This window comes from Myxococcus sp. CA051A (assembly GCF_013336705.1).
Classification (GTDB): domain Bacteria; phylum Myxococcota; class Myxococcia; order Myxococcales; family Myxococcaceae; genus Myxococcus; species Myxococcus llanfairpwllgwyngyllgogerychwyrndrobwllllantysiliogogogochensis.
Map to the genome: position 1 here is coordinate 358,869 of NZ_JABUMS010000005.1, position 20,518 is coordinate 379,386.

General features: G+C 69.6%; 10 protein-coding genes. 3 read left to right on the forward strand and 7 right to left on the reverse strand.

The genetic code is table 11. The features are described from left to right. Positions 1-50: 50 nt before the first annotated feature. From HUA74_RS17640 to HUA74_RS17665, 6 genes are all read right to left on the reverse strand, one after another. Positions 51-1,430, reverse strand: coding sequence for a class II 3-deoxy-7-phosphoheptulonate synthase (locus HUA74_RS17640; RefSeq protein ID WP_174455420.1), 1,380 nt, complete (start codon positions 1,428-1,430; stop codon positions 51-53). Beyond that, the gene (gene mxcG / locus HUA74_RS17645; RefSeq protein WP_174455421.1) at positions 1,430-5,797 is read right to left on the reverse strand and encodes a myxochelin non-ribosomal peptide synthetase MxcG; all 4,368 of its coding nucleotides are present in this window, start codon (positions 5,795-5,797) and stop codon (positions 1,430-1,432) included. Before mxcG ends, HUA74_RS17640 begins: the two co-directional genes overlap by 1 nt. A gap of 69 nt (positions 5,798-5,866) precedes the next feature. After that, the gene (locus HUA74_RS17650; RefSeq protein WP_174455422.1) at positions 5,867-6,793 is read right to left on the reverse strand and encodes an isochorismatase family protein; all 927 of its coding nucleotides are present in this window, start codon (positions 6,791-6,793) and stop codon (positions 5,867-5,869) included. A gap of 40 nt (positions 6,794-6,833) precedes the next feature. Beyond that, positions 6,834-8,465, reverse strand: a complete 1,632-nt coding sequence (locus HUA74_RS17655; protein WP_174455423.1) for a (2,3-dihydroxybenzoyl)adenylate synthase — start codon at positions 8,463-8,465, stop codon at positions 6,834-6,836. Then, positions 8,462-9,694, reverse strand: a complete 1,233-nt coding sequence (dhbC, locus tag HUA74_RS17660; RefSeq protein WP_141646963.1) for an isochorismate synthase DhbC — start codon at positions 9,692-9,694, stop codon at positions 8,462-8,464. Before dhbC ends, HUA74_RS17655 begins: the two co-directional genes overlap by 4 nt. Before the next feature lie 135 nt (positions 9,695-9,829). Then, positions 9,830-10,603 (reverse strand): 2,3-dihydro-2,3-dihydroxybenzoate dehydrogenase, encoded by a 774-nt coding sequence (locus HUA74_RS17665; protein ID WP_141646962.1) that lies wholly within the window; start codon positions 10,601-10,603, stop codon positions 9,830-9,832. A 241-nt stretch (positions 10,604-10,844) separates the two neighbouring features. On the opposite strand from HUA74_RS17665, the gene HUA74_RS17670 reads away from it, so the two are divergent. Both HUA74_RS17670 and HUA74_RS17675 read left to right on the forward strand, forming a co-directional pair. Continuing rightward, positions 10,845-11,525, forward strand: a complete 681-nt coding sequence (locus tag HUA74_RS17670) for a Crp/Fnr family transcriptional regulator (protein WP_174455424.1) — start codon at positions 10,845-10,847, stop codon at positions 11,523-11,525. Between the two features lie 159 nt (positions 11,526-11,684). After that, positions 11,685-12,491 (forward strand): cyclic nucleotide-binding domain-containing protein, encoded by an 807-nt coding sequence (locus HUA74_RS17675; protein ID WP_246137614.1) that lies wholly within the window; start codon positions 11,685-11,687, stop codon positions 12,489-12,491. On the opposite strand, the gene HUA74_RS17680 is transcribed toward HUA74_RS17675, so the two are convergent. Then, positions 12,492-13,688, reverse strand: a complete 1,197-nt coding sequence (locus tag HUA74_RS17680) for an OmpP1/FadL family transporter (RefSeq protein ID WP_174455425.1) — start codon at positions 13,686-13,688, stop codon at positions 12,492-12,494. It lies immediately after the preceding gene. 339 nt (positions 13,689-14,027) lie between these two features. Here HUA74_RS17680 and HUA74_RS17685 point away from each other — a divergent pair. After that, positions 14,028-20,518: non-ribosomal peptide synthetase (locus HUA74_RS17685; RefSeq protein ID WP_174455426.1), on the forward strand; the 6,491-nt coding region annotated here is incomplete at its 3' end.

The window sequence follows — 20,518 nt, forward strand, 5'->3', positions numbered from 1 at the left end:
GAGGCCGTGTATTCCTGTAGACCCAGTGCTGTCAAGGGTTGATGGGTGACTCAGGCTGCCCTGGCGTGGGGGGTCTTCAGGGCCTGAAGCTTTTCCGCGACCATGAAGGAGAGCTGGAGTGCCTGGTCCGCGTTCAGGCGGGGGTCGCAGTGCGTGTGGTAGCGGCTGTGGAGGTCGTCCTCCGTCACGGCCAGCGGGCCTCCCAGGCACTCGGTGACGTTCTGCCCGGTCATCTCCAGATGGATGCCGCCCGGGTGGACGCCTTCGGAGGAGGCGACCTCCAGGAAGGACTTCACCTCGGAGAGGATGCGGTCGAAGGAGCGTGTCTTGTAGCCGTTGCTGGCCTTGTGGGTATTGCCGTGCATCGGGTCGATGGACCAGATGACGGGGCGGCCGTCGCGGCGGGTGGCGGCCATCAGGCGCGGGAGGCAGTCGGCGACCTTGTCGGAGCCGAAGCGGCCGATGAGCGTGAGGCGTCCGGGGATGGCCTCCGGGTTGAGCGCGTCCATCAGGCGCAGGAGGTCGTCGGGGTCCATGGTGGGCCCGCACTTGACGCCGATGGGGTTACGGATGCCGCGCATGAACTCCACGTGGCCGCCGTCGAGCTGGCGGGTGCGCTCGCCAATCCACAGCATGTGGGCGGAGGCGTCGAACCAGTGGCCGGAGCCGGGCTCCATGCGCGTCATCGACTCCTCGAAGTTGAGGAGCAGGGCCTCGTGGCTGGTGAAGAGGTCCACGGGCGTGGGCGTGGGCGCGGCCGTGTACTCCGGGGATGGCGCCAGCGCGCTCATGAAGCAGAGGGACTCGAAGATGGAGTCCGCGAGCTTGCGGTACTGGTCTCCCTGCGGTGAGCCGGAGACGCCGTCGAGCGTCCACCGGTGCAGGTTGCACAGGTCCGCGTAGCCGCTCTGCGAGTAGGCGCGCAGCAGGTTCAGCGTGGCGGAGGACTGGTGGTAGGCCTTGAGGAGCCGCTTGGGGTCGGGGATTCGCTCGGCGGCCTCGAAGTCCATGCCGTTGATGATGTCGCCCCGGTACGCGGGGAGGGTGACACCGTCGAGCGTCTCCACGGGGCTGGAGCGCGGCTTGGCGAACTGGCCGGCGATTCTTCCGACCTTCACCACGGGGCGTCCGCCCGCGAAGGTGAGCACCACGGCCATCTGGAGGATGAGCCGGAAGGTGTCGCGGATGTTGTCGGTGGTGAATTCCTTGAAGCTCTCCGCGCAGTCTCCGCCTTGCAGCAGGATGGCCTTGCCCTGTGCCACCTGCGCGAGCGAGGCGGTGAGCCGCCGCGTCTCCGAGGGGTGGACCAGCGGAGGGAGTCGGGACAGCTCTTCCTCCACTCGGTGGAGGGCGCGCATGTCCGGATAGTCATCCGGGATGTACTTCACGGGCTTCTCCCGCCAGGTGCGGGGATTCCAGGTTCGGTTCATCACGAGGGGGCCGTTTCCTTGGGGGAGCCAGGCGTCGCGGGCAGCAGGCCGCGCGTGACGCACCAGGCGAGGTATCGGAAGAAGAGGTCGCGATCCGCCTGGGGGCAGGTGATGCCAGTGCCCTCCAGGGCTTCATGCAACCGCTGACAGCGGATGGGGCCCAGGCCGAACGCGGGCGCCAAGTCACCGGAGCGCAGGTCGAAGAAGGCCAGGGTGGTGGTGTTGTCCGCGGTGCCGGCGCGCTCGGCGACGCGGGCGCGCCAGGCGGGGATGGGGAGCAGGTCCACGGGGTAGCCGTACTCGCCCACCCAGCGGAACAGGTCCGGCAGTCGCACGTCGGGCACGGGCGTCACGTTGAACACCGTGCCGGGCGTGGCGACGCGGGAGAGCTTGACGATGGCGCGCGCCACGTAGTCCACGGGGGTCCAGGTCTCTCCCACGTCGAGCAGCGGGAGCGAGCCGGAGGGAATGCCCGCGAGCAGGATGCGCCAGACCAGATCCTGCGGATTGACGATGGCGGTGTCCGTCGCGCCGACGACGCGGCCCAGCCGGTAGACGGCGACGGGCAGGCCGCGCTCGGAGGCGTGCTGCACCAGTCGCTCCGCGACCCACTTGCTCTGCTGATAGCCGTCACGCAGTCCGGGGTGGGCCTGCACGAAGTCCTCGGGCACCTCCGGGCTCACGTTCGCCTGGGGCGCCACGGCCAGCGTGGACACGTAGTGGAAGGGCTTGAGGCGCACGGCGGCGGCCAGTCGCAAGAGCTCGCGCGTGCCCTTGACGTTGACGGCTTGGACGCTGCCGTACTCGCGCACGACGCTCACGACGGCGGCGTTGTGCAGGATGACGTCACACTCCGCGGCCAGCCCGTGGAAGCGCGCGCTGTCCAGTCCGAGCATCGGCTGGGTGAGGTCCGACGGCAGCGCGAGCACCCGCTCGGCGAGGCCCGACGTCGGAAGCTGCTGGGACGTGAGCGCGGCGCGGATGCGCTCCATCGCCTGGGCCTCGTCGCTGGCGCGGACCAGGCAGACCACGCGGGCGCGCGTCTGGCGCAGGAGCTGGTCCAGCAGGTGGGCGCCGACGAAGCCCGTGGCGCCCGTGAGCAGCACCTGACGGGGTTCCGGGAAGCGCGTCTCGAAGCTGCCGCCCACGCCCTGGGGCGCGGTGGTGCTCGGACGGGGGACGATGTCCTCGGACAGCTCCGAGTCGGCGAGCATCGTGGTGCTCGGGCCGCTTGCTTCGGAGCCGGTGGCCTCACCGTGCTCCAGCGCCTGGGCCAGCGCGGCGGCCGTCGGGTAGCGGAATACCGTGGCGACGGGGACCTCCCGGCCCAGGGCGATGCCCAGGCGGTTGGCCACCTGGATGCTCTGGAGGGACTGGCCCCCTCGGTCGAAGAAGTCGTCCTGCGCGGTGAGGCCCGTGGCGCCGAGGACCTCCTCCCAGATGCCGAGCACCACGCGCTCCAGCTCCGTGGTGGCCTGCGCCACGGTGGAGGAGGCGTCGGTGGTGGTGGCCTTGCGCAGCTCGGCGCGGTCGATCTTCCCCGTGCTGGTGCGAGGCAGGCGCTCGGCGAACACGATGGCGCCCGGCACCATGGGCGCGGGCAGGTTCGCGAGCAGGTGCTTGCGCAGGTCGGCGGCGGAAGGCACGGGGGCCTCCGCGACGATGTGCGCGCAGAGCCGGCGGGCGCCGCCCGGGAGCACCTGTCCGACCACCGCGGCCTCACGCACGCCGGGGTGGCCCAGGAGCACCGTCTCCACCTCGGCCGGGTCGATTCGGTGTCCGCTGATCTTCAGCTCGTCGTCCACGCGACCGACGAACACGAGCTGTCCGTCCTCCCGCAGCCGGGCCTTGTCGCCGGTGCGGTAGGCGCGGGGCTGGCCGGGCAGCGCGGCCAGGGAGATGAAGCGAGCCTTGTCCAGCTCCGGCCGGCCGAGATAGCCCCGCGCGAGCGCGCCGCCCATGAGGCACAGCTCGCCCTCCGAGCCCCGAGCGACGAGTCGTCCTTGCGCATCCACGAGCACCGCGCGGACGCCGGGAAGCGGCAGGCCGATGGGGACCTCGTCACGCTCGGACTCCGGACCACCGGCGTCCGCGAGCGACGCCACCGTCGCCACCACCGTGGCCTCCGTGGGGCCGTAGGTGTTGAGCAGCTGTACGCTCGGACCGACGGTGGCCCGCCAGCGGGCGACGCGCTCTGGCAGGGCCGCCTCGCCCCCGATGATGACGGTGCGCAGGGAGGATGGCAGCCGCGCCGCGCCCGTGGACACCGCGTAGGCCAGCTCGTGCCAGAACGCGGTGGGCAGGTCGAGGATGGTGATGCCGTGGACCGCGCAGGACTCGAGCAGGCGGGGCACGGACTGGAGCATCTCGTCGGTGCGCAGCACCAGCCGCGCGCCCGAGGTCAGCGCCAGGAAGACCTCCTCCACGCTCGCGTCGAAGTGCAGCGGCGCGAACTGGAGGATGCGGTCCTCGCGGGTGACGGCGTAGCGGTGCGTGGCGCCCGCGACGAAGTGTGCCAGCGCCTGGTGAGGAATCTGCACGCCGTTGGGCTGGCCCGTCGAACCGGAGGTGTAGATGACGTACGCGAGCCGCTCAGCCTCGGCGCGAGGGGTGACCGTCTGCGCGGCGACGTCGCGCTTCAGGACGGTCAGGTGCCCGGCCGCGCGGGGGCTCGCGTCCGTGGCGGAGACGGTCTCCGACGGGAGGACCATCAGCGAGGGCGCGGCGTCGTCGAGGATGGCGGCCGAGCGGGAGGCGGGGCCGGTGGGGTCGAGCGGGAGGTAGCCCGCGCCGGAGCGCAGGATGCCCAGCGACGCGACGATGGCGTCGATTCCGCGTGGCACCTTCACCGCCACGGGCGTGTCGGACTGGACGCCTTCGGCGACGAGGCGCTCCGCGAGCGACCCGGCGACCCGCCACAGCTCGCCGTACGTCAGGCGGTGCTCGCCATGCTCCACGGCGATGACGTCCGGCTGCTCACGGGACTGGCATTCGATGAGCTCCAGCACCGGGTGGGCGGGCGCGGGGAGCGGGCCTCCATCCAGGACCGACGCGTCGCCACCGGTCGACAGGACCTGCTCGCGAACGGCCTGCTCGGGCGCGCCGAGCCACGTGTCCAGGTGCCGGAGGAATTCCTGCTGATGGGAGTCCACGGCGCGCGCGTCGTAGCAGACCGGGTTCGCGTCGAAGTCGACGCGCAGGCCACCGCCGTCCGAGCGGGCATAAATCCCGATGGAGAGGTCCTCGACGGGCCCCGCGGAGATGTTGTGCGCGATGCCGGGCAGGCCCGCGAAGCGCACGCCGTAGTCGAACGGCATGATGTTGACCACGGGGCCGAACAGCTTGCGCTGCCCACCCACGCGGCGCAGATCGCGTCGAAGCTGCTCGTAGCGGTAGCGCAGGTGGGGCCTGGACGCGCGCATCTCCGCGGCGACATGCCGGGCCAGTGAGGCCAGGGTGGCACCGGGGGAGACGGGCACTCGCAGCGGCACGATGTTCATGGCCATGCACGGCACGCGCAGCGCGGCCGAGCCCAGCCGTGTCATCACTGGAAGGCCAAGCACGACCTCCGGCGCGTCGGTGCGCAGGTGAATCCAGGCCGCCGTCGCCGCGAGCACCAGGTCCGGCCACGTCAGTCCGAGCTGCTTCGCCACGGCCTGCATCCGCTCCACATCGGTGCCCGCGAGCATCCGGGTGGAGCGAACGAACGACGCGGACATGGGGGCCGGCGGCGCCAGCGTCACCGGCAGCGGAGCGTCCGCGAGGCGGCCGACCCAGAAGTCACGGTCCTTCTGGAACTGGGGACCGGCGCGATAGGCCGCGTCCTCGTCCAGCACGGGGCGCAGGGGACCGAAGCCCGCGGGCGCGGCCTTGCCCGTTACGCGAGACGTGTAGAGGTCCGCCACGCGCCGGGTGAGCAGCGAGAAGCCATACCCATCCATGGCGATGTGGTGCACGCGCTGGAACCAGAAGTACCGCTCCGGCCCCGCCTTGAAGAGGACCTGGGCGAAGAGCGGCCCTCGGGTGAGGTCCACCGTGCGCGTCAGGTCTTCCTTCATCCACGCCTGGGCGGCGGCCCACGGGTCCGCTTCGGTGGACACGTCCACGTGCTGGAGCGCCCACTCCACGCGGGGGCTGACCAGCTGGGAGGAGCCTTCCTGGGTGGACTCGAAGCGCGCGTGGAGGGCCTCCGCCTCGTCGACCGTCTGACGGACGGCGGCCTCGAAGTGCTCGGGGACGATGGCGCCACGAAGCTCGATGCACTCCCCGGCGTTGTAGATCGGGCTCGCGAGGTCGAGCTGTTGACCGACCCAGATTCCGTGCTGGGCCGCGGTGAGCGGCCAGCGTGCGTCGTGTGTTTCGGTCATCGCAGGTCCTTCGAGAGGGGGCATCGGCATGGAGCGAGGTGGGGGGAGCCTCGCTTCCGTGGGCGGCGCTTAACGGTGGAGGGCCACCTGGACGCTGCTCGCGTCAGGAGGCGGAAGGGGCATGGCGCGCAGGAGCACGTACCACTCGGTGAGCGTGGGCCGCTCCGCCAGCTCCACGAAGGTGACCTCCGCGCCCGCGCTCCGCCACCGCTCCACCAGGCTCATCAGCCGGATGGAGTCCAGGCCCTGCTCGAGCAGGTTCGCATCCTCGTTCACCTCCATCACCGACTGCTGCAACAGCTCCGCGACATCCGCGCGCACCTGGTGCTGGCTCAGTCCGGGAGCACCCTTGACGGCGGGCAGGCCCAGCGAGTCGATGACCTGCTGCGTGGTGGTGGTGACGGCGCACAGCTGCGACGCGTAGCTCAGCGCGAGCTGGTGGTGCGCCAGGGAGAAGTCGCCCAGCGCATCCGCCACCAGGAAGGGCTGGATGTTGCTCATGAAGCCATCGCTGGCCGTCTGGAGGCAGCCGATGTGCGCGTAGATGCCGCAGATGATGAGCTGGTCCTTGCCGCGCGCGCGCATCATCTCCAGCAGGTCCGTGCGACGAAACGCGCTGTAGGTCCACTTGGTGAGCTGGACGTCACCTTCGCCCGGCGTGAGCGCGTCGATGATCTGCTTCTGGAGCGGACCGCCGTTGATGCCGCCGCCCCAGAAGTCGAGCAGCAGGCCGCGCTGCTCCGGCGTCTGGCCGCCCGGCTGCGCGGAGTAGACGACGGGGATTCCCAGCGAGAGGCAGTGCGCGCGAAGCCGCTGGATGTTGGGCACCAGCTCCGTCACGGGGGACTGGCCGGGGGTGAATGCCTCCACGAAGTAGCGCTGCATGTCGTGGATGAGCATCACGGTCCGCTTGGGGTCGGGCGTCCACGCGACCTTGTTCTTCGGCAGGTCGGCGGCACCGGGCATCGGATAGGGGGTGATGGCTGGGAGCGCCATGAGGGGTCCTTTTCTGGAAGGAAGGAGAGGGGAGGGTGTGTCAGCGGGGAGCGGTGGGGCGGCTCAGCGTCTCGCGGAGCGCCTTCTTGCTGACCTTGCCGACGCCCGTCTTGGGGAACGTCTCGACGAACTCGACCCGGTCCGGAATCTTGAAGGCCGCCAGCCCCCGCTCCCGCAGGAACGCGGTCAGCGACGTGGCGGCGGGAGGCGTGCCCCGGGGGATGACGAACGCGCAGGTGCGCTCGCCCAGGAAGGCATCCGGCATGGAGACGACGGCCGCGTCGTGAACCTCCGGGTGGGCCAGGAGGTGGTTCTCCACTTCCTCCGCCGCGACCTTGTCGCCGCCCCGGTTGATCTGATCCTTCGCGCGGCCCTCCACCACGAGGTAGCCGTCCGCGGTCATCCGCACCAGGTCTCCGGTGCAGTAGAAGCCGTCGGACGTGAAGGCGCGAGCGTTGTGCGCCTCCGCCTTGTAGTAGCCGCGAATGGTGTACGGCCCTCGCGTGAGCAACTGGCCCGTCTCACCCGTCGCCACGTCCTGGCCGTCCTCGTCGACGATGCGAATCTCGTCGTCCACGCTGATGGGGCGGCCCTGCGTGTTGACGATGAGTTCCTCGGAGTCGTCCAGGCGCGTGTAGTTGACCAGTCCCTCGGCCATGCCGAAGACCTGCTGCACCGTGCAGCCCAGCGCGGGCTTCACGCGCGCGGCGGCCTCGGCGCTGAACTTCGCGCCGCCCACCTGGAGCACGCGCAGGCTGGACAGGTCATGCCTGCGCGCCTTGGCCGCGTCCAGCCACACCATGGCCAGCGGAGGCACCAGCGCGGTGATGGTGACCTTCTCCTTCTCGATGAGCGGGAAGGCCACGTCGGGGCTCGGGTGCAGGGCCAGCACCGAGGTGCCTCCCGCGTAGAACGTGCCGAACACGCCCGGCGAACTCATGGGGAAGTTGTGCGCGGCGGGCAGCGCGCAGAGGTACACGCTTGACGTGTCCAGCTGGCAGATCTCCGCGCTGGCCCGCAGGCTGTACAGATAGTCGTCGTGCGTGCGGGGAATCAGCTTGGGCACGCCCGTGCTGCCGCCGGAGAGCTGGAAGAAGGCGACGTCGTCGGGACGCGGCTCCGTCAGCTCCACGGGCGAGTCGGCATACAGGCTCTCCAGCGAAGTGAAGGGCCCCGCGTCTCCCACGACGATGACGTGCCGGAGCGACGGCGTCTTCGCCTGCACGCTGGTGGCGAGGTTGCGGTAGTCGAAGCCGCCGTGCCGGTCGGCGATGACGTAGGCGACCGCCTCGGTGAACTCGCAGAAGTAGCCGATCTCCGAGGCGCGGTGCGCGGGCAGCGCGAAGACGGGCAGGGCCCCCAGGCGGAAGAGGGCGAAGCACACCTCGTGGAACGCGCCGATGTTGGGCAGCTGCACCACCACGCGGTCCTGGGGCTGGATGCCCAGGCCCTTGAGGCCCGCGGCGAGCCGGTCCACGCGCGCGTCCAGCTCGCGGTACGTCCAGCGCTCCTTGCCGGACACCAGCGCGGTGCGCTCGCCATGACGCTCGGCGCGCTCGCGCAGCATCCGTCCGAAGGTCTCACCCTTCCAGTAGCCCGCGCGGCGGTAGCGCTCCGCGTAATCCTGGGGCCACGTGGGGCAGCCGGGCAGCCGGGAGTCGCCCTGGCTCACGGCTTCACCTCGACGCCCTGACCCAGGCCCATGGCGACCAGCATCGTCCGGAACTTCGCCTCGGTCTCCGCCAGCTCCGACTCCGGCTTGGAGCCCGCGACGATGCCCGCGCCCGCGAACAGCCGCAGCGAGTTCTCGTCCGCCTCCGCGCAGCGGATGGTCACCGCCCACTGGCCGTCACCATTCACATCGCACCAACCCACGGTGCCCGTGTAGTAGCCGCGGTCAAATGGCTCGATGTGGCCGATGGTCGCGTGCGCCAGCTCCGTCGGGTAGCCACAGACGGCCGGGGTGGGGTGGAGCGCGACGGCGAGCGTCAGCGACGTAATGGACGGGTCCGCCAGCTCTCCCACGATGCGGCTGGACAGGTGCCACATCGTCTGGGTGCTGACGAGCGACGGCTTCGCGGGCACATCCAGCGTCTTGCAGAACGGCCGCATGGCCTCCGCCACCGCGTCGATGACCACCGCGTGCTCGTGCAAATCCTTGGGGGACTGGAGCAGGGCCGCCGCGCGGGCCTGGTCCTCCACCGGGTCCGGGCTGCGCGGAATCGAGCCCGCCAGCGGGTTGGCCAGCACCTGCATTCCCGAGCGCGACACCAGCAGCTCCGGGCTCGCGCCAATCAGCGTGCGCCGACCCTCGCCGGGCATCAGCCCCGGGCGCGTGGGCAGGTCCGCCGCGAAGGTGTAACCAGACGGGTTGCGCCGGGCCAGGTTGTGCAAGAGCCGCTGCAGGTCGATGGGCGTCGTGGAGCTCAGGTGCAGCGAGCGCGACAGCACCACTTTGCGCAACGGGCCGCTCTCCATCAGCTTCAGCGCCTGAGCCACGCCGTCCAGGTAGGCGGCCGGCTCCGGCACGGGCTGCACGGTGTAGCGCGTGGGCACGCCCTGGTGGGGCATCGCCACGTCGTCGAATACGAGAGGCCCCGCGCGCTGGATGGTCATCGGCACCACGAGCTGCGCCGGGACGCGCCCGTCGAAGGGCACCGCGCCCACCGCCACCGGGATGTCGTGGTCCGCCTGCCGCGCCTCGCTGAGCACCGCCGCCACGCGCTCGGGCAGCCGCGCGAGCGAGCTCGTCCCGCCCACGTGCGGCACCGTGGCGAAGGTGCCCTGCGCCAGCAACGTGCGGCGGGGTGAGGCGAAGAAGAATGAGGAGCCCGCTTCGTAGCTCTCGAGCAACTGCGCGGCCAGCTTCTGGGTTGCCACTGCGCGTTCGGTCGTCTTCACAGCCAACCTCCTGTTCCGAAGGCCACGCCCTCGTCGCGGGCGCGGCCCTGGAGCAAACCTGTCGTTTCAATCCTGAAACAAAGAATCCATCTCAACTTCGAGCCACCCGGGCGCCGGGTGGAGGAGGGCGCGGGCTCAGACGCCCAGCGTGGCGCCGCCGTCGACACAGAGGTCGTGCATGGTGATGTGTCGCGCGCGGTCCGACGCGAGGAACTGCACCGCCTCCGCGATGTCCCGGGGCGTGGCGATGCGCCGCAGGGGAATGCCCACGCGGAACGTCTCCGAGGCTCCGGCGATGACGGCGTCGGCGCCGTGCTCGTCCTTCCACATGCCCCGCTGCATGGCCGTGTCGGTGGAGCCCGGAGACACCACGTTGCAGCGGATGCCGTACTGAGCCAGCTCCAGGCCCAGGCACTTGGTGAACATGGTGGACGCGGCCTTGGACGCGGCATACGCGGCCATCTGCATCCGGGGTGTCCCCGCGGCATTGGAGCCGACGGTGACGATGACCCCCGCGCGGCGAGGCACCATGCGCCGGGCCACCGCGCGCGAGACATGGAACACCCCGTTCGTGTTCACCCCGAACGTCGTGGCCCAGTCCTCGTCGCTGAGCGACACCACCGGATTCATCCGCAGCACCCCCGCGACGTTGACGAGCGTGTGGATGGGCCCCAGCTCCTTCTCGATGCGCTCCACGACGGTCTCCACCGCGGAGGCGTCACTCACGCTCACGGGCCAGGCCGTGGCCCGCTGGCCTTTGCCGCGCAGCTCCGCCACCAGCGACAGCAGGCCCTCCGCGTTCGTGTCGAGCGCGGCGATGGTCGCTTCACCGGCCAACACCCGCGCGACCTCGGCGCCAATGCCTTGCGCGGCACCCGTCACCAGTGCCACTCGCGGTGTGTCTCCCATCGGGGCCTTCTCCTGCCGGTACCCGAGGGGTCCGAGGTAAAAGTGGGATAATGAGAATGGTTCTCATTATCGTTATTGGGCGACTAAGTGCCATGTGCGCCGCGCGGTGTCAAGAGTGCTGAGACTCCGGGGCGAATGCGTTGACGCGTTTCCACCCGGGCGGGGGTGATGCAATGTGGGGTGTGAGTGGGTTCTGATTCGCGTGGGCGCGAGAGCGTCTGGGTGAGCCATGGGGGATGCCATGTCACACGCTGCGCTGCTGTCCGAAGTCTCGCTCTTCGCTGGACTGGAGGACGAAGCCCTGGAGAGTCTTTCCGCGCTGCTGCGTCCGCGACGTTTCGCGCGAGGCGAGGTTGTCTTCCATCAGGGAGACGTGGGGACGTCGCTGTTCATCATCCGGCGCGGTGAGATTGACATCCGGCTGAGCTCGCCCGACGGCAAGGAAGTCATTCTCTCGTTGCTGGGGCGGGGGGACTTCTTCGGGGAGCTGGCGTTGCTGGATGGAGAGCCCCGGTCCACGGATGCCGTCGCGCGCGAGGAGTCGGAGTTGCTGACCCTCCAGAGGGAGGACTTCCGCCGGTTTCTGGAGACCCGTCCGGGTGTCTCGCTGGGCTTGCTGGCGACCTTGAGCCAGATGGTCAGGCATGTCACCCAGCTGGTTCATGACACCCATTTCCTGGATGCGCGGGAGCGGCTGGTTCGGGTGTTGCTTGACCTGGGGAGGGAGCAGGGTGTTCACGGGCCCGGAGGTGTGGTCATCCCTTGCAACCTCACGCAGACAGACCTGGCGAACCTCTGCGGGTTGACCCGGGAGAGCACCAACAAGTGGCTGCGCTTCTATGTGCGCGAGGGATTGCTGTCCTACGAGGGGGGAGTCATCACCCTGGTCCAGCCCGAGCGCCTGGGCAGGGAAACCCCTTAGCACCGCTGGGCATTTGGGATGTGAAGCCGTTCACTGCGGCATATTTCAAAGGCGTCTAGGTTTGTCATGCGGCTCCACCGTGGAGGCAGCATGGCGCGTCTGGCTTCCCCAGGTCCCTGTTCGACTCAGACTCCCGAGCCTGGGGAATCGTCCCCGCGCGTGGGCGCCACGATTCCCGCGCCCGAGGCGTCGCCGGTGGGGCCCGCTCCACTCCCGGTGTGGACGCGATTCCTCCCCGCGGGCCGCGTGGTGGTTCGCGAGGGAGACCCGGGCTCGTCGATGTTCGTCATCCTGGAAGGCAAGGTGGGCGTGTACCGGGAGGCCGGGAGTCGCGAGGCCCGCCTGGTGACGCAGCTTTCGGGCGGCGGCTTCTTCGGAGAGCTGGCGATGATGGCGAAGTGTCCCCGGACCGCGAGCGTCGTCACGCTGGAGCGGACGGTGCTGCGGGAGCTGTCTCACACGGGCCTGTCGCTGACGGGCTCGCGCTACGGACTGGACGCTCCGGTGGTCGCCATGCGGTGTCGCGAGAGGCTGCTCGCGGATGCCTTGTGCGGCAGTCCCGTGTTGAGCGAGTTGTCGCCGGAGCTGTGGGCGCAGCTGGGCAGCGCGCTCGTCCCCTGCGCGGTGGAGGCCGGGGCGCAACTGCTCACCTACGGCCAGCCAGGTGAGGCGCTCTACATCCTGTTGCGCGGCCGCTGCGGCGTCTTCCACACGCACGCGGATGGGCACACGACGGCGTATCCCGACATGGTGGAGGGAGACCTCTTCGGCGAGGTCTCCCTGCTGCGAGGGCACCGGGCCACGGCGACGGTGAAGGCCCTGACGCCCTGCACGCTGCTGCGGTTGGACCGGGACGTGTTCCGCAAGCACTTCTGGGGGCAGGCGGAGATGCGACGCGCGCTCGTGCGGCTGGGACTGGCGCGCATGCACCGGACGATGGATGTCATCGCCAATCCCGGGGGCTGATTACAGGGCGTAGCCGAGCGTCACGCCGAGCACGTGCGCGGAGCCGGAGTAGGTTCCGTCAATGCCCGGCGCGGTGCTCTCCGTGTCCGCGAGGAAGACGAACTGGTAGCCCACGTCCGCGCGCAGGCCGGCCGTGGTGGTGTAGCCCGCGCCGATGGCGACCTTGTAGCGGTCCGCGTCCGGAAGGTCCGGCGTCAGCGTGTCCGAGGGGCTCGGCGACAGGTCGGCGACCAGCCCCGCGCGCGCCTGGAGATGGGGCGTGACGGCGTACTCGGCGCCCAGGTGGTACTTGATTTTCGTCGACCAGCTCTTGGCCAACGGGTTGTTGAGCTGCGGCGTGTCGGGGAAGGTGATGGCCAGCTCCTCGAAGCTGGACCAGTAGGTGACCTGGGCGTCCAGGGCCATGGTCAGCCGCTCCACGGGGTAGAAGGCCAGTCCGATGGCGAGCGTGGCGGGGAAGGTGACGTCCGCGCTCACGCGCTGGTCCGACATGCGCTGCTGGAACTCCACGGGGATGTTCTGGAAGTCCGCCTTCCCCTCGAACGTGACGGCGACCGAGCTGCGGTAGTGCACGCCCAGCGTCAGCTCCCCGGGAAGCAGCTCCGCCTGGAGCCCCGCGTTGAAGCCCACGCCCCAGGCGCCGCCGCCCAGGTGGATGGAGCCCTCGCTCTCCAGGAAGTTCAGCGCCCGGCGGATCTCCACCGTGGAGCGCACGACGTCCACGCCCGCGCCCACGCGGACGGACTCGTGGAGCTGATACGCGACGGTGGGGTTGATGTAATACGCGGCGAGGTTCGACTCCTGCCCGCGGAAGCGCCCCACGAAGTCCGCTTCCCAGTGGCTGCGCGCGCCATAGGGCGTGTACGCACCCACGCCGAACGCGAGCTTCTCGAAGGGCCGAAACACCGCGAAGACATGCGGCGGTGGTGACAGCGTCAGCTTCTGTCCCTGTGTGGTGCCCCCCGTCGGCGTGAACTTCAGGCTCGGGAGGATTCCGGTGTCGCCCACGGTGATGTCCAACGTCTTCACGCCCAGGATGTTGGCCGCGTTGGAATAGATCGCGGACGAGTCCTCCAGCCACGCCGTGGCCGCGTTGCCCAGGCCCGTGGCGCGAGCGCTCTGCGTGTCGATCTGAAACCCCGCGGCGTGGCTGACACCAGCGGCGAGGAGCGTCATGAGTGAGAGCGTTGTCTTCATGGTCGGTTTGAAACGAGCACTATAGGACAGTCTGCTTTGGCGCAGTGCGCTGGTCATCCAGGCTTGAAGCAATTTTACGGATGCCCTGCCCTGAACGATGCATCCCCGGGTCAGTCGTACACCACGCGCCCAAGTGTGAACCCGTCATCCTTGGTAGGGGGCTGCGTGCATTTGCACAGGTTTTCTCAGTAAGACTTGTTTTACCTGGACTCCCCTCCCAGGCCCCTCGCCATGACCCAGCCACGCTCCCAGGACCTCCTCGTAGAGCGCAGCGTCACCCGTGCGGTGGAACCCCGCACCGACACGGAGCGCGCGGTCGCGCATATCTGGAGTGAGGTGTTGAACATCCCGCAGGTGGGCGCGCTCGACAGTTTCTTCGAACTCGGTGGCCACTCCCTGCTTGCGACACAGGTGCTCTCGCGCATCCGGACGTCGTTGCGGGTGGAGCTGTCGCTTCAGGAGATGTTCGACCTGGTGACTGTATCGGCGCTGGCGGGACGTATCGATGCGCTGGTGGCGTTGCAGCCCGGAGAGGTGCTGGAGCCACTGCATCCCTCGCGTGAGGCGCGGCCGTCATCGCTGGTTCCGTGCGAGCGTCAGGCGGAGTTGTCGTTCGCGCAGCAGCGGCTGTGGTTCCTGGACCAGTACGCACCGGGCAGCCCGCTCTACAACCTGCCAGCGGCGTTGCGGCTGGAGGGGACGCTCGACGTGGCGGCGCTGGAACGGGCGTTCACGGAGCTGGTGTGTCGACATCAGTCGCTGCGCACGGTGTTTCCCGCGAGGGATGGGCGGCCGCTCCAGGTGGTGGCTCACGCGGGCAACGCGCCCATGGCCCTGGAAGTGGAGGACCTGCGCTACCTGCCGGAGTCGGAGCGTGAAGCCATCGGCTTGCGCACCGTGCGCGAGGAAGCTCGGCGGCCGTTCGACCTGGTCCGGGGTCCGCTTTTGCGCGCGCGGGTGTTGCGACTGACGGAGCGCGAGCATGTGGTCGTCGTCACGATGCACCACATCATCTCGGATGCGTGGTCCATCTCCGTGCTCATCCGGGAAGTGGTCGCGCTCTACGAGGCCTTCAGCGCGGGCCGGCCCTCGCCGCTGCCGGAGCTGCCCCTCCAGTACGCGGACCATGCGGTGCGGCAGCGCGAGCGGCTGCGAGGGGAGGCGCTGGAGCGACAGCTCTCGTGGTGGAGGCAGCGCCTGGAGGGCGCCCCGCCCGCGCTGGAGCTTCCGGCGGACCACCCTCGCATCGCCGGGGCCTCCAACCCGGGCGCGGTGCTCAAGGTGGAGCTGCCGGTGGGGCTGGTCCGCATGCTGCGTGGCTTCTGTCGTCAGGAGGGCGCCACGCTGTTCATGGGGCTCCTCGCCGGGCTTCAGGCGCTGCTGTCGCGGTACTCGGGGCAGGACGATATCTGCGTGGGGGCCCCTGTCGCGGGACGCACCTCTCCGGAAACGGAAGGACTCATTGGCTTCTTCGTGAACACGCTGGTGCTGCGCACCAAGCTGGACGGAGACCCGACGTTCCGTGAGCTGATGTCTCGCGTGCGTGAGACGACGCTGGGGGCGTACTCGCACCAGGACGTGCCCTTCGAGAAGCTGGTGGAGGCGCTCCAGCCGGAGCGCCAGCCCAAGCGCTCGCCGTTCTTCGAGGTGGCGCTGGTCCTGGTCAATACCCCCATGGCCGCGCTGGAGAGTCCGGGGCTGCGCTTTCGTCCGCTGGATGTGGACAGCGGCACCTCGAAGTTCGACTTCACGCTGACGCTGAGCGAGTCGCCCACGGGGCTGTCGGGGATGCTGGAGTACCGCACCGACCTCTACGAGCCCGCGACCGCGGAGCGCCTGGTGGCGCATCTGGAGCGCTTGCTGGAGCGAGCGGTGGTGGCGCCTCACCTGCGCCTGTCCGAGCTGTCCCTCGTGACGGAGCTGGACCGACGCCTCGTGCTGGAGACGTGGAACGCGACGACCGTCGAATCACGCGCCGAGGTCTGCGCGCACGAGTTGGTGGAGGCGCAGGCGGGGAGGACGCCGGAGGCGGTGGCGGTGGTGTTCGAAGGGGAGGAGCTGACGTACGCGCAGTTGGAGAAGCGAGCGAATCAACTGGCGTGGCACCTGGGCGGGGCGGGAGTGGGGGCAGGGGACAGGGTGGGGCTGTGCATGGAGCGCTCGCTGGAGCAGCTGGTGGGGGTGCTGGGGATATTGAAGGCGGGGGCGGCGTACGTGCCGCTGGACACGAAGTACCCGGCGGAGCGGCTGGGGTACATGGTGGAGGATGCGAAGGTGGTGCGGGTGCTGACGCGGGCGAGTCAGCGCGCGGTGCTGCCGGAGCGGGCGCGAGAGTTGGCGCTGTGCGTGGACGAGGAGGCGGAGGAGATAGGGAGGCGTCCGGACATGGCGCCCCCGAGGGCGGTGCCACCGGGAGGCACCTGCTACGTGGTGTACACGTCAGGGAGCACGGGGAAGCCGAAGGGGGTGGCGCTGTCGCACGCGGCGCTGTGCAACCTGTTGCTGTGGCAGCGGGCGCACTCGGTGAAGGCGGAGGCTGTGACGTTGCAGTTCGCGTCGCTGAGCTTCGACGTGTCCTTCCAGGAAATCTTCTCGACGTGGAGCGCGGGAGGGGCGCTGGTGGTGCCGCCGGCGGCGCTGAGGCAGGACGTGCCGGCGCTGCTGGACTTCATGGTGAGTCACCAGGTGGAGCGGTTGTTTCTGCCCTTCGTCGCGCTGCAGGCGCTGGCGGACGCGGTGGCGCACGGGGCGAGTGTGCCCACGTCATTGAGGGAAGTGGTGACGGCGGGAGAGCAGTTGCAGGTGACGCCGGCGGTGGTGGCCTTCTTCGAGAAGTTGCCGGGGTGCGTGCTGGAGAATCAGTACGGCCCGTCGGAGACGCACGTGGTGAGTGCGCACCGGTTGAAGGGGCCGCCGGGGAGCTGGCCGAGACTGCCGCCGATTGGAGTGCCGCTGCCGGACACGAAGCTGCTGGTGTTGGACGGGCAGGGGAGGCTGTGTCCGATTGGAGTGGCCGGAGAGCTGTACATCGGCGGGGCGCAGCTGGCGCAGGGGTACCACGAGAGGGCGGAGCTGACGGCGAAGCGCTTCGTGCCGGACGGGTACGCGAGGGAGGCGGGGGCGAGGCTGTACCGGACGGGGGACAGGGCGAGGTGGAGAGGGGACGGGGTGGTGGAATTCCTGGGCCGGTTGGACGAGCAGGTGAAGGTGAGGGGCTTCCGGGTGGAGTTGGGGGAGGTGGAGGCGGCGCTGAGGGAATTGGCGGGGGTGAGGGACGCGGCGGCGGGGGTGCACGAGGACGCGCCGGGGGACAAGAGGCTGGTGGGGTACGTGGTGCTGGGGGAGGGCGTGGAGTGGGAGCCGGAGGTGCTGCGCGAGGCGCTGGCGCGGAAGCTTCCGGAGCACATGGTGCCGCCTGCGCTGATGAAGCTGGAGGCGCTGCCGCTGACGCCGAGCGGGAAGCTGGCGAGAAGCAAGCTGCCCGCGCCAGACGTGGAGAGTCTGCGGGGCGCGGCGCCCTTCGTGGCACCGAGAGACGCGCTGGAGGTGCAACTGGCGGAGGCCTTCGCGGCGGTGCTGAAGCTGCCTCGCGTCAGCGTCACCGACAGCTTCTTCAGCATCGGTGGCCACTCATTGTTGGCGACCCAGTTGGTGGCGCGCATCCGCGCCTTGCTCAAGGCCGAGGTTCCCTTGAGGACTCTTTTTGAAGCGCCATCTGTCGCGGCGCTCGCGAAGCGCATCGAGGCGGATGTCCGGCTCAAGCCTGGCAACGCTCCGCAGTCGATGCTCGCGCGAGCGCGTGCGCGGTTCCGTAGTTCCAACGAGCAGGGCGACACGGAGGAAGAGATGCTCTCTTTTGCCCAGCAGCGGCTTTGGTTCCTTGACCAGTACAGGCCCGGCAGTCCCCTCTACAACATCCCCGCCGCGCTCCGGTTGAAGGGCGCGCTGGATGTGCAGGCGCTCGAGCGGGCCTTCACCGAACTGGTGCGACGCCACCAGTCCTTGCGCACCGTCTTCCAGTCCCGTGAGGGCAAGCCGGTCCAGGTCATCTCGCGAGGCGAGCCCCTGCGGATGCGGCTGCCGCTTCAAGACCTGGCGTCGCTGCCGGAGTCCGAGAAGGAAGCAGAGGCGCTGCGGCTGGTCTGGGCCGAGGCCCGACGGCCGTTCGACTTGACGCGCGGCCCCCTGCTGCGCACGGGGCTGGTGCGGCTGGACGTCAACGAGCACCTTTTGCTCGTGACGATGCACCACATCATCGCGGACGCCTGGTCCATCGCCGTGCTCATCCGAGAGGTCGTCACGCTCTACGAGGCCTACAGCGTGGGGCGGCACTCCCCGCTGTCGGAGCTGGGCCTTCAGTACGTGGACTATGCCGTCCAGCAGCGCGAGTGGCTCCAGGGCGATGTCCTGGAGCGACAGCTCTCCTGGTGGAAGCAACAGCTCGAGGGCGCACCGTCATTGCTGGAGCTGCCCACCGATCATCCGCGTGCCCTGGATGCTCGCAATCCAGGCGCGGTGATCAAGGTGGACCTCTCACGGGAGCTCACCCGGGCCCTGGTGAGCCTGTGCCAGCGCGAGGGCGCCACGCTGTTCATGGGGCTCCTCGCGGGACTTCAGGCGTTGCTGTCGCGGTACTCGGGACAGGAAGACATCTGCGTGGGGGCACCCATCGCGGGTCGCCAGCAGATGGAGACCGAAGAGCTCATCGGCTTCTTCGTGAACACGCTGGTGCTGCGCACGAAGCTGAAGGGAGACCCGACGTTCCGCGAGCTGCTGGGACGCGTGCGTGAGACGACGCTGGGGGCGTACTCGCACCAGGATGTGCCCTTCGAGAAGCTGGTGGAGGTGCTCCAGCCCGAACGGCAGCCGGGGCACACGCCGTTCTTCCAGGTGGCGATGGTGTTGCTCAACACCCCGCCCATGGAGCTCGCCACTCCGGGACTCTCCTTCGAGTCCGTGGACGTCGACAGTGGCACCGCGAAGTTCGACTTCACGTTGATGTTGCGCGAGACGCCCACCGGTCTGACCGGAACGTTGGAGTACCGCACCGACCTCTACGAGCCCGCGTCCGCGGAGCGACTGGTGGTGCACCTGCAACGGCTCCTCGAGGGCGCGGTCGCCAACCCGCTCCACCGCTTGTCCGAATTGCCGCTCGTCTCGGAAGCGGATCGACGCCTCGTGCTGGAGGCGTGGAACCCTTCAGCCACGGGCCCACGCTGGGAGGTCTGCGCGCACGAGTTGGTGGAGGCGCAGGCGGGGAGGACGCCGGAGGCGGTGGCGGTGGTGTTCGAAGGGGAGGAGCTGACGTACGCGCAGTTGGAGAAGCGAGCGAATCAGCTGGCGTGGCACCTGGGCGGTGCGGGAGTGGGTGCGGGGGACAGGGTGGGGTTGTGCATGGAGCGCTCGCTGGAGCAGTTGGTGGGGGTGCTGGGGATATTGAAGGCGGGGGCGGCGTACGTGCCGCTGGACACGAAGTACCCGGCGGAGCGGCTGGGGTACATGGTGGAGGATGCGAAGGTGGTGCGGGTGCTGACGCGGGCGAGTCAGCGCGCGGTGCTGCCGGAGCGGGCGCGAGAGTTGGCGCTGTGCGTGGACGAGGAGGCGGAGGAGATAGGGAGGCGTCCGGACATGGCGCCCCCGAGGGCGGTGCCACCGGGAGGCACCTGCTACGTGGTGTACACGTCAGGGAGCACGGGGAAGCCGAAGGGGGTGGCGCTGTCGCACGCGGCGCTGTGCAACCTGTTGCTGTGGCAGCGGGCGCACTCGGTGAAGGCGGAGGCTGTGACGTTGCAGTTCGCGTCGCTGAGCTTCGACGTGTCCTTCCAGGAAATCTTCTCGACGTGGAGCGCGGGAGGGGCGCTGGTGGTGCCGCCGGCGGCGCTGAGGCAGGACGTGCCGGCGCTGCTGGACTTCATGGTGAGTCACCAGGTGGAGCGGTTGTTTCTGCCCTTCGTCGCGCTGCAGGCGCTGGCGGACGCGGTGGCGCACGGGGCGAGTGTGCCCACGTCATTGAGGGAAGTGGTGACGGCGGGAGAGCAGTTGCAGGTGACGCCGGCGGTGGTGGCCTTCTTCGAGAAGTTGCCGGGGTGCGTGCTGGAGAATCAGTACGGCCCGTCGGAGACGCACGTGGTGAGTGCGCACCGGTTGAAGGGGCCGCCGGGGAGCTGGCCGAGACTGCCGCCGATTGGAGTGCCGCTGCCGGACACGAAGCTGCTGGTGTTGGACGGGCAGGGGAGGCTGTGTCCGATTGGAGTGGCCGGAGAGCTGTACATCGGCGGGGCGCAGCTGGCGCAGGGGTACCACGAGAGGGCGGAGCTGACGGCGAAGCGCTTCGTGCCGGACGGGTACGCGAGGGAGGCGGGGGCGAGGCTGTACCGGACGGGGGACAGGGCGAGGTGGAGAGGGGACGGGGTGGTGGAATTCCTGGGCCGGTTGGACGAGCAGGTGAAGGTGAGGGGCTTCCGGGTGGAGTTGGGGGAGGTGGAGGCGGCGCTGAGGGAATTGGCGGGGGTGAGGGACGCGGCGGCGGGGGTGCACGAGGACGCGCCGGGGGACAAGAGGCTGGTGGGGTACGTGGTGCTGGGGGAGGGCGTGGAGTGGGAGCCGGAGGTGCTGCGCGAGGCGCTGGCGCGGAAGCTTCCGGAGCACATGGTGCCGCCTGCGCTGATGAAGCTGGAGGCGCTGCCGCTGACGCCGAGCGGGAAGCTGGCGAGAAGCAAGCTGCCCGCGCCAGACGTGGAGAGTCTGCGGGGCGCGGCGCCCTTCGTGGCACCGAGAGACGCGCTGGAGGTGCAACTGGCGGAGGCCTTCGCGGCGGTGCTGAAGCTGCC